This is a genomic window from Brunnivagina elsteri CCALA 953, assembly GCF_002289455.1.
GTDB lineage: Bacteria > Cyanobacteriota > Cyanobacteriia > Cyanobacteriales > Nostocaceae > Brunnivagina > Brunnivagina elsteri.
In genome coordinates this window covers 1-7,939 of the sequence record NZ_NTFS01000317.1, presented here as the reverse complement: position 1 = coordinate 7,939, position 7,939 = coordinate 1, and the positions used below count along the sequence as shown (strand labels likewise).

The 7,939-nt window shown below is 42.6% G+C and carries 5 protein-coding genes; 1 reads left to right on the top strand and 4 read right to left on the bottom strand.

The genetic code is table 11. The annotated features are described in order from the left end of the window. The 4 genes from CK510_RS22380 to CK510_RS22365 form a co-directional block, all read right to left on the bottom strand. Positions 1 to 382, bottom strand: a 382-nt coding sequence (locus CK510_RS22380; protein ID WP_143289382.1) for a cyclic nucleotide-binding domain-containing protein, incomplete at its 3' end; no start/stop codon positions are given. A gap of 216 nt (positions 383 to 598) precedes the next feature. Then, positions 599 to 1,378: a peptidylprolyl isomerase gene (locus tag CK510_RS22375; RefSeq protein ID WP_095723795.1), complete on the bottom strand. Its 780-nt coding sequence runs from the start codon at positions 1,376 to 1,378 to the stop codon at positions 599 to 601. Between the two features lie 156 nt (positions 1,379 to 1,534). Then, positions 1,535 to 2,251: a PEP-CTERM sorting domain-containing protein gene (locus tag CK510_RS22370; RefSeq protein ID WP_095723794.1), complete on the bottom strand. Its 717-nt coding sequence runs from the start codon at positions 2,249 to 2,251 to the stop codon at positions 1,535 to 1,537. A 163-nt stretch (positions 2,252 to 2,414) separates the two neighbouring features. After that, positions 2,415 to 7,316, bottom strand: coding sequence for a putative Ig domain-containing protein (locus CK510_RS22365; protein WP_095723793.1), 4,902 nt, complete (start codon positions 7,314 to 7,316; stop codon positions 2,415 to 2,417). Between the two features lie 58 nt (positions 7,317 to 7,374). On the opposite strand from CK510_RS22365, the gene CK510_RS32935 reads away from it, so the two are divergent. After that, positions 7,375 to 7,563: a hypothetical protein gene (locus CK510_RS32935; RefSeq protein WP_211293259.1), complete on the top strand. Its 189-nt coding sequence runs from the start codon at positions 7,375 to 7,377 to the stop codon at positions 7,561 to 7,563. The last annotated feature ends 376 nt before the right edge of the window (positions 7,564 to 7,939 follow it).

Below are 7,939 nucleotides of genomic sequence, written 5' to 3'. Positions count from 1 at the left end.
TTCCCCTCCCCCCCTCTTCTCTCAACAAGTCCAGAAAATCGGATACTTTCAGGGTAAGACAGACTGTTTCGGTGGATGCGATCGCTGTTTCGCATGGTACACCACGAATAATACTGGTTGCACCAATTATTGCACCTGGTTCGAGTTTTTCTAATGTTTGTGGGGCAATTGCACCTGGAGGATATCCCAGTAACCGTGCTTGTCCATCGTAGAGAATCGCTATTCGTGCGGGCAGGTTTTCTTTGACGAGGATAGCTTGTCCCATTCGATAACGCAATGGTTCAAGTTTGTTGACAATTCCGTCAAGTACCGTCGAGTCCAGTTTGTCAAACGGTGCAATTTTAGCTAAAAACTCGTGGTAGATATTGATAGAAGTTGTCATACTCGGTTTGCGGTTTGTACCCGGCTACAGGATTAGCTTTTGCACTGAAATCAGGTAAATTTTCAGATGTTTTAGTGATGCTGGATATATATTTTTACGTAACATTTCCTGGTACAGCTTGGCTTTTACTGCCGAGAGATGACATCAGTGCTATTACGTAAAGCGTGTTAATAATTTTATAGTCTTATCTAATTTAATGAATCAGAAATCGGATAATTAACAGCTAACTACTAAGGGAATAAGAGTTTGGCTTTCGGAGGAGTTATCGTTATTAATTAGAGAAATTGGTGTATTTTTAATTTCTTCAGCCAACCATTGCTCAAATAAATGGTTAAGGAGAGTTGTTTTCATTGCATCGTCTAACTGTGCTGGGACGAAGGATTCTAAGCGTATAATCACATACCAGTTTTCTAATTTTATTGGTGGTAATACTTGTCCTGATTTAATTGTGGCTAATTTTTGAGCTATGGCAGGATGGGGCTGGGATATGGGTACTGGACCAATCAATCCACCTGTTTGTGCTTCCTGACCTTGCGAGTATTCTCTAGCGCAATCGGCAAATGTGGCATCACCATCTTGGATGCGGAAGAAGAGTTCTTGTGCAATTTCGCTACTTTCGGTACGGAGGAGGGAATATACAACCTTGTCGAGTTGGGGTTTGACTTGGAGAAAATATTGTTCGAGTTTGTTTTCCCAGGTTGCTTGTTTAAATTTTTCGAGTTTGAGTTCTTTTGTGGCTAGTTTTTCGAGTTGGGTTTGGGTGATGCAGAGTTGTTGTAGTGCTGCTGTTATGGCTTCTGGGGTGGTGAGTTTATTCTGCTGGTAGAATACTTGAATAGTAGCAGCATTTTCCTCTTCAGTAAGGGAGATGTTGCTGATTGCGCGATCGCAGATGATTTCACGTTGGAGTATTGCTAATAGTTTATGTCCAGCAAGTAAGTGGGGTAATTCTGATGGTGGTATTGTGCGATCGCCTATTTGGATTATGGAAGTCATTCTTTTTAAAAGTGGGGAAGTTGTCAGAGATTTTTACAAGTTTGCTTTCAGATCGTAGTTGACTTAAGTACTTATGGCAACAACAAGTATACGTATAAATAATGATAGTTCTACTTTCTAAATTTTTGGACAACTTGATTAAGTTACCAACAACAGTTATCTCTGGCTTTTATCTATCTTCTTTCTTATTAAAAAACTAAATCCTAAAGCTATACTCATGCCTAGAGCGCTTGCAGGTTCGGGGACACCTTGAGTCGCAGTATGTAGTTTAAAATTATCTATTAAAAAGCCAGAGTTGACTGTACCATCTCCAACATCAACCACACCTAATCCTAGAGTATAAGTTCCAGCTACTTGGAAATTATAAGTATAGCTTTGATATCCAGTTTCATTAGACAAGCGTGAAAAAGAGAACAGAGTAGGAGAAAAAGTATTTGCAAGCTTTTCTACATTAATAATGCTCAAAAAGGCAAAATCATTATAATCTTCGCTTTGAAAATCGTCACTGAGAAAATTCCAATCAAAGCTCAAACTATCTCCAGCATTAACTGTAATACTCTGTTTAATTGCGGAACCTTCGATAGCACCGAAACTGCTTAAATTACCCGCAGATAAACCCAAGAAAGTTTCTAAGTCAGCACCGTTAACACCTGTTGTATCCTGGAGTGTTTCTAAGACTGCTTGGTAATTTCCATTAGTAGGACTTACACCAAAATCTGAACCTTCTACTGTTGCTTGACCTCTTGTTTCCCAGTTAGTAAAATTACCTGTTTCAAAGCTACTATTTTGTATATTAAAAGCATAAACTGTTTCTGTGCTAGCCATTACTAAACTACCAGCAATAGCTAAAGCTAAACTTGAAAATTTCAGCATCGAATTTATATTCCTTGTTGGTGGTAAGAGAAATTTTCAAAAACTTCAGCACTCATGATAAATTTCTCAGGATGTAGGTAAAGGTTTTTTTTGAAATTAGAGGAATTTGCCTTTACCTAATACATTTGTAATTGACTTCCAAGGAAATTGTATAAATTTTTGCTCAAGTTTGGACAAAGAAATCGCTAGCTGACAAATTAGGCAATGTTTCTGCAAGGGTAGCAAATAGTCCACCACTGCCTAAACCAGCAGAGGTACTATTTTGGTTGTATATTAAGTTACCAGTTGCTGAGTTGTAAACAATTTTGGCGCTGCTACCTCCAGCAAGGGAAATTTCTTCTGTAACTGTGGCATTAATAGTAGCGAAGTCACTATTGCTAAGAGTCGTATTAATGACACCACTTAAAGCTGTGAAGGAGGATTTACTGAGGGCAATTTTATCGATTCCTTTGCTAAAGTCGGTAAGGGAATCTACTCCAAAAGCTGTGGAATTAAAGGCTGCACCGCTACCAAAGAGGAATTGATCAGCGCCATTGCCACCAGTCAGAATATCGTTTCCTGCACCGCCAACTAAGGTGTCATTTCCAGCACCACCGAGGAGAATATCATTGCCTCCTAAGCCTTTGAGGATGTTGTTACCACTATTACCTGTGATGGTGTTATCTAATTCGTTGCCTGTACCTGTGATATTACCAGTACCTGTTAAAAGTAAGTCTTCAACGTTGGTAGTTAGGGTGTGGTTGGCGGAAGATTTAACGGTATCTCTGCCTTCTCCTGCGGCTTCGACAACGACATCGCGGCTATTATCAACTATATAGGTGTCATCTCCAGTTCCACCAACTAGGCGATCGCTTCCGGCTCCACCGTCAATAATATCGTTACCTGCACCACCATTGACAGTATCATTCCCATCACCTGCGTTGATGTTATCGTTGCTATTAGTACCATTGATGGTTTCACTATTGGTAGTACCGTTGACGACATTGATGACGTTAAGGGTAAAGGTATCAGCAACGGTTGCTCCAGCAGTATCGGTGGCGGTAATGGTAAGGTTATAAGTACCGGAAGCAGTATCTGTGGGTGTGCCACTAAAGCTGCGGGTTACGGTGTCAAATGTCAGCCAAGTTGGTAATGTGTTACCGTTTTCTAATTTTGCTGAGTATGTTAGTGTATCGCCTGCATCAAAATCATTGAAGGTATTTGCGGGGAATGTGAAGTTGAAAGGTTGTCCTTCTGTGGCTGTTTGATCTGCGATCGCACTTCCCAATATCGGTGCATCATTAGTATTGGCGACTGTAATGGCGAAGGTGTCAGTTGCAGTTACACCAGCTTTATCTGTAGCTGTAATTTTGATGTTGAGGCTACCAACTTCGCTGTTTGTTGGTGTGCCGCTAAATGTGCGGGTGTTGGCATTGAAGGTTAACCAGCTTGGTAAAACCAGACCATTTTCTAATGTTGCGGTGTAGCTGAGGATATCGTCTGCATCTACGTCTATGAATGTGTTGGTGGGGATTGTAAAGGTAAAGATTGCATCTTCGGTTGCAGTTTGATCTGCGATCGCATTTCCCAATGTGGGTGCATCATTAGTATTGGCGACTGTGATGGCAAAGCTATCAGTTGCAGTTGCACCAGCTTTATCTGTGGCTGTAATTTTAATGTTGAGGCTACCAACTTCGCTGTTTGTTGGTGTGCCGCTAAATGTGCGGGTGGTGGCGTTGAAGGTTAACCAGCTTGGTAAAACCAGACCGTTTTCTAATGTTGCGGTGTAGCTGAGAATATCGCCTGCATCTACGTCTATGAATGTGTTGGTGGGGATTGTAAAGGTAAAGATTGCATCTTCGGTGGCAGTTTGATCTGCGATCGCATTCCCCAATATGGGTGCATTATTCAGTCGTTGGTTGCCAAAGTCAATATCGGTGGCGATTTGTCCAGCAGTGAGGGTGACTGTATGGGTTAATTTGACTGAACCACTTGGCAAGTAAAGCGGATCATTGCTGGAGTTGGAGTTGGGGTTGGAATTACCAGGATTTGGGGCTTGGCTGTTAAGGTTGAGGATTCCTTCTGCTAATGCTAACAGGTTGATGCGGGAATAATCTAAGCCAGTGTTGGTAACGTTGTCGTTTTCATCATCACCATCATTAATGAGGTCGCTGGTATTATTTAGGAGGGTGCGGAATTCAGTTAGGGTGAGTTCGCGTCCGAGTTTTTCTTGGGCAATTTGTTGTGCTAGTACCGCAATCCCGGAGATGAAGGGGGTTGCTTGGCTAGTTCCACCCATTGACTGTGTACCACCTGTAGCATTTGCACCTGTAATAAAGATACCAGGGGCAAAGACATCAAGGAGTGAGGGGTGGCGTTGGGAGAAACTAGCGATCGCATCTCCACCAGTTGTATAATCAGTTGCCCCACCACTAAAGGTTTTGTTAGTGCCAAAGCTATCTGCCCAAATAGCACCCACAGAGATGGTATTGGGGTCGGCGGCGGGGTAAGCTAGTCCGGGGTTGCTGTTGAATTGGTAGAAGTTGTTGCCTGCTGCGGCAGCGATGATAATATTTTGGGATGCGATCGCAGCTAATTCATCACCGATACCATAGCGGGCATTGGCTGTACTCCAGTTTTGGCTGTCTCCTACAGAAAGATTGACAGATGCGATGTTATATGTGTCTGCGTTTTGATTTACCCATTGTAGGGCGGCTTCTAAGTCGGAGAAGTAACCAGCACCGTTATCTTTAAAGACTTTCAGGGCGATGATGTTGGCATTGGGGGCGATGTTGGCGGCAATGCTGGCAATGTGAGAACCGTGTCCGTTTTTGTCGCTGGCGTTGTTGTCTTTGTCGGCGAAATCGTATTGGTAAATAATTTTATCAGCAATGCCATCATTATTATTATCTGCACCGAAGAAGGGATGATCTAAGTCAATGCCAGTATCGATGATGACGGTAGTGTAACCTTGACCTTTGATATTGGCAAAGCGGGTATCTGCTTGGAAATCATCCAGGTTAATTAAGTTAGTGGCTGTGGTGGCTTGGGTGTTGCTGGTGATGCTGAGGGGGTCACTGGGGGTGAAGATTTCCGCAGTGGATGCGGTGGTGGTGATGTTAATGACGGGGTAAGTTTGTTTCCAGCCATCTTGGACGACTTGGGCGACGTTATAATTACCGGGGCGGAGGTCGTTAAAGGTGTAAGTACCTTGAGAGTCGCTGAGGGTTGAAGTTTCACCTGTATCTAACAGGTTGTTATTGTTGGTGTCTAGGTAAACTGTCCAACTTGGCAGGGTAGGTTCGCCGTTGCCTTTGATACCGTCACCATTGATATCATTCCAGACAGTACCGCGAATTTCGACATCATTATCTTGAATGGCGACGTTAATATTAGGTAGGGTTAAACTGTTGTAGTTGTTGTCACTGCTACTGATGCTGTGAGTAATTGTAGCAGTATGGTTGCCTTCTGGGGTGGTGTCGTTAACTGCGGTAACGGTGATGGTTTGGGGAAGGTTCCAGTTAGCGGTGGTGAAGGTGAAGGTAGTTTTGTTAGTGGTAATTTGATTACCAACAGCAAGGTTAATGGTTACATCGGCAGTCGGTTGAGTTTTTAATACCAAACTATAGGTGTCTGCATTACCACCTTCTGTAACGGCTGTATTTCCTCCTGTTTGGGTTAAGGTAATGCCAGGGGTAGTTGGGGATGCAATGGTGAATGTGGCGGTTTTGGGTGCATCTCCGCTATTTCCGGCGTTGTCTTGGATGGTGGTAGCGTTAACCTGTAAGCTATAAGTGCCGGGGGTGTTGGTTAAGTCGCCTAACCCTTTAATGCGGTAGGTTGTGCCAGAGATATTTTCAACGGTTACGGTATTAGGAAGCGTTAGGGTTACACCGTCACGGGTGAGGGTGATGTCACTTTTATCGAAGGTGCTGAGGTTAATTTGTTCGGAGAATTGGACATCAATACTATTGACGGGGTTAGGGGTTGAGGTGGGAAGGTTGAGGAATTGGGTAATTGCGGGTTTAGTAACATCAGCAAATAGATTCAAAGCTGTTGTGGTGGTATTTCCAGCAGCATCGACAACTTGAATTTCTAATTCTCTAGCACCAGCGCCGGATAATTGTACAGCAGCATTAAAGCTGGTTCCGCTCACAGTTGCTTGTGCTAAAGATTGATTGAGATTTTTATCACGGACGTATACTTTTAATCCAGTTTCGTTCAGGGAACCTGTGATATTAATCGAGGTACTATTAACGCGAATTTGACCAGATGGATTTACAACTCCATTTGTAATTTGAATATTGGTTGCAGTATTGGGAGCAATTGTATCTAAAGTCCAAGTTTCTGTTAGGGAATTAGTGACAATATTGCCGTTAGTATCTTGAATTCCACTACCAACTACAGCCAAACTGTAATTTCCATCAGTAGATTGTAAGCCAGTTAAACCGTTGAGGCGATAGGTTGTGTCATTTACTTGAGTTAAATTGGTACTGCTTGTAATTAGATTTGTCGTGCCATCACGGGTAAGAATAATGTCGCTAAGGTCAAATGTTGTGGAATCAATCGCTTTGGAGAAAGCAATATCAAGGCTGGAAACTTTCGTATTTCTAGGACTGGTGACATCAGTAATTGATTGTAATTTAGGAGCATTGGTATTTAATGCCCAAGTAAAACCTTTAGCTCCAATCCCAGTATTACCATCTGTATCAGTTACACCCCTAGCATTAACTAAAAATGTGTATTCACCATCAACATTTGTTAAATCACCCAGGTTACTAATTTGGTAAGTAGTAGCATCAATTTGGATAATGTTGACGGTATTCTTAATTAAATCCCCACCACCATCGCGGTTGAGGAACAAGTCGTTAAAATCGAAGCTGCTGGGGTTAATTGCTTCAGTAAAGGTAACGGTAATGGGGTTATTAATCGAAGTGTTTAAACGGTTAGAAGTGAAACCAGTAAGACCAGCAACAGCAGGGCGATCGCCTGTAAATAACCAAGATTCGTTAACAATCCCTGTTCCAGAAAGTCCTTCAAAATCCTGCACTCCAGCCGCATTAACACTAAGTTGATATTGTCCCACATTGCCTGTAACAGCTTGCAGGTTGCCAATCCGATAAGTGTTACTATTTACCTGGGCGATGCTGAGATTGTTCGTATTTACAGCGATACCATCAAGGGTTAAGCTGATATCACTTCTATCAAAAGTAGCTGCTTTGATGGGTTCGGTAAAGACAACATCAATTGTATTAATAGGAGTGTTGCGGGGGTTGGGGTCAACGTCAACAATTTCCCGGACTTTAGGCGGTGTTTGGTCGCCTGTGGTGTAAGTTACAGTGTAGGTTTGGGTGCCTGCTGTGGTGTTGTTGTCAAGTAAATGTAAGATATTTTCGTAAATTGGACGACCTGTAGCGGGGAAAGTACGGTCTGTTTTCCAAACGTTATCTAAAACAACTTCTGTACCATCAGCACGGAGAACGCGCTTAACTTGAAATTGTCCGTCACCGGGGTCTAATAATCGCAGGTAACTCCATCCTGCTTCTACATTCGCGCTAACTTGAACTGTTAAATCTTCAAAAGTTGCGGTTCCGTCTGTGGTAGCGTTGGTGACTACTTTTACAGGTGCGGTGGGAGCAACGCGATTTGGTGAGGTGGGGCAAAAAAGGTATGATCGCTAAAAATTTTCTTCAGTACAAATTAACAATT

Excerpts from the sequence above, each read along its gene's own strand:
- CK510_RS22375 (WP_095723795.1), bottom strand. The coding sequence starts at position 1,378 with ATGACTTCCATAATCCAAATAGGCGATCGCACAATACCACCATCAGAA.
- CK510_RS22370 (WP_095723794.1), bottom strand. The coding sequence starts at position 2,251 with ATGCTGAAATTTTCAAGTTTAGCTTTAGCTATTGCTGGTAGTTTAGTA.
- CK510_RS32935 (WP_211293259.1), top strand. The coding sequence starts at position 7,375 with ATGCTGAGATTGTTCGTATTTACAGCGATACCATCAAGGGTTAAGCTG.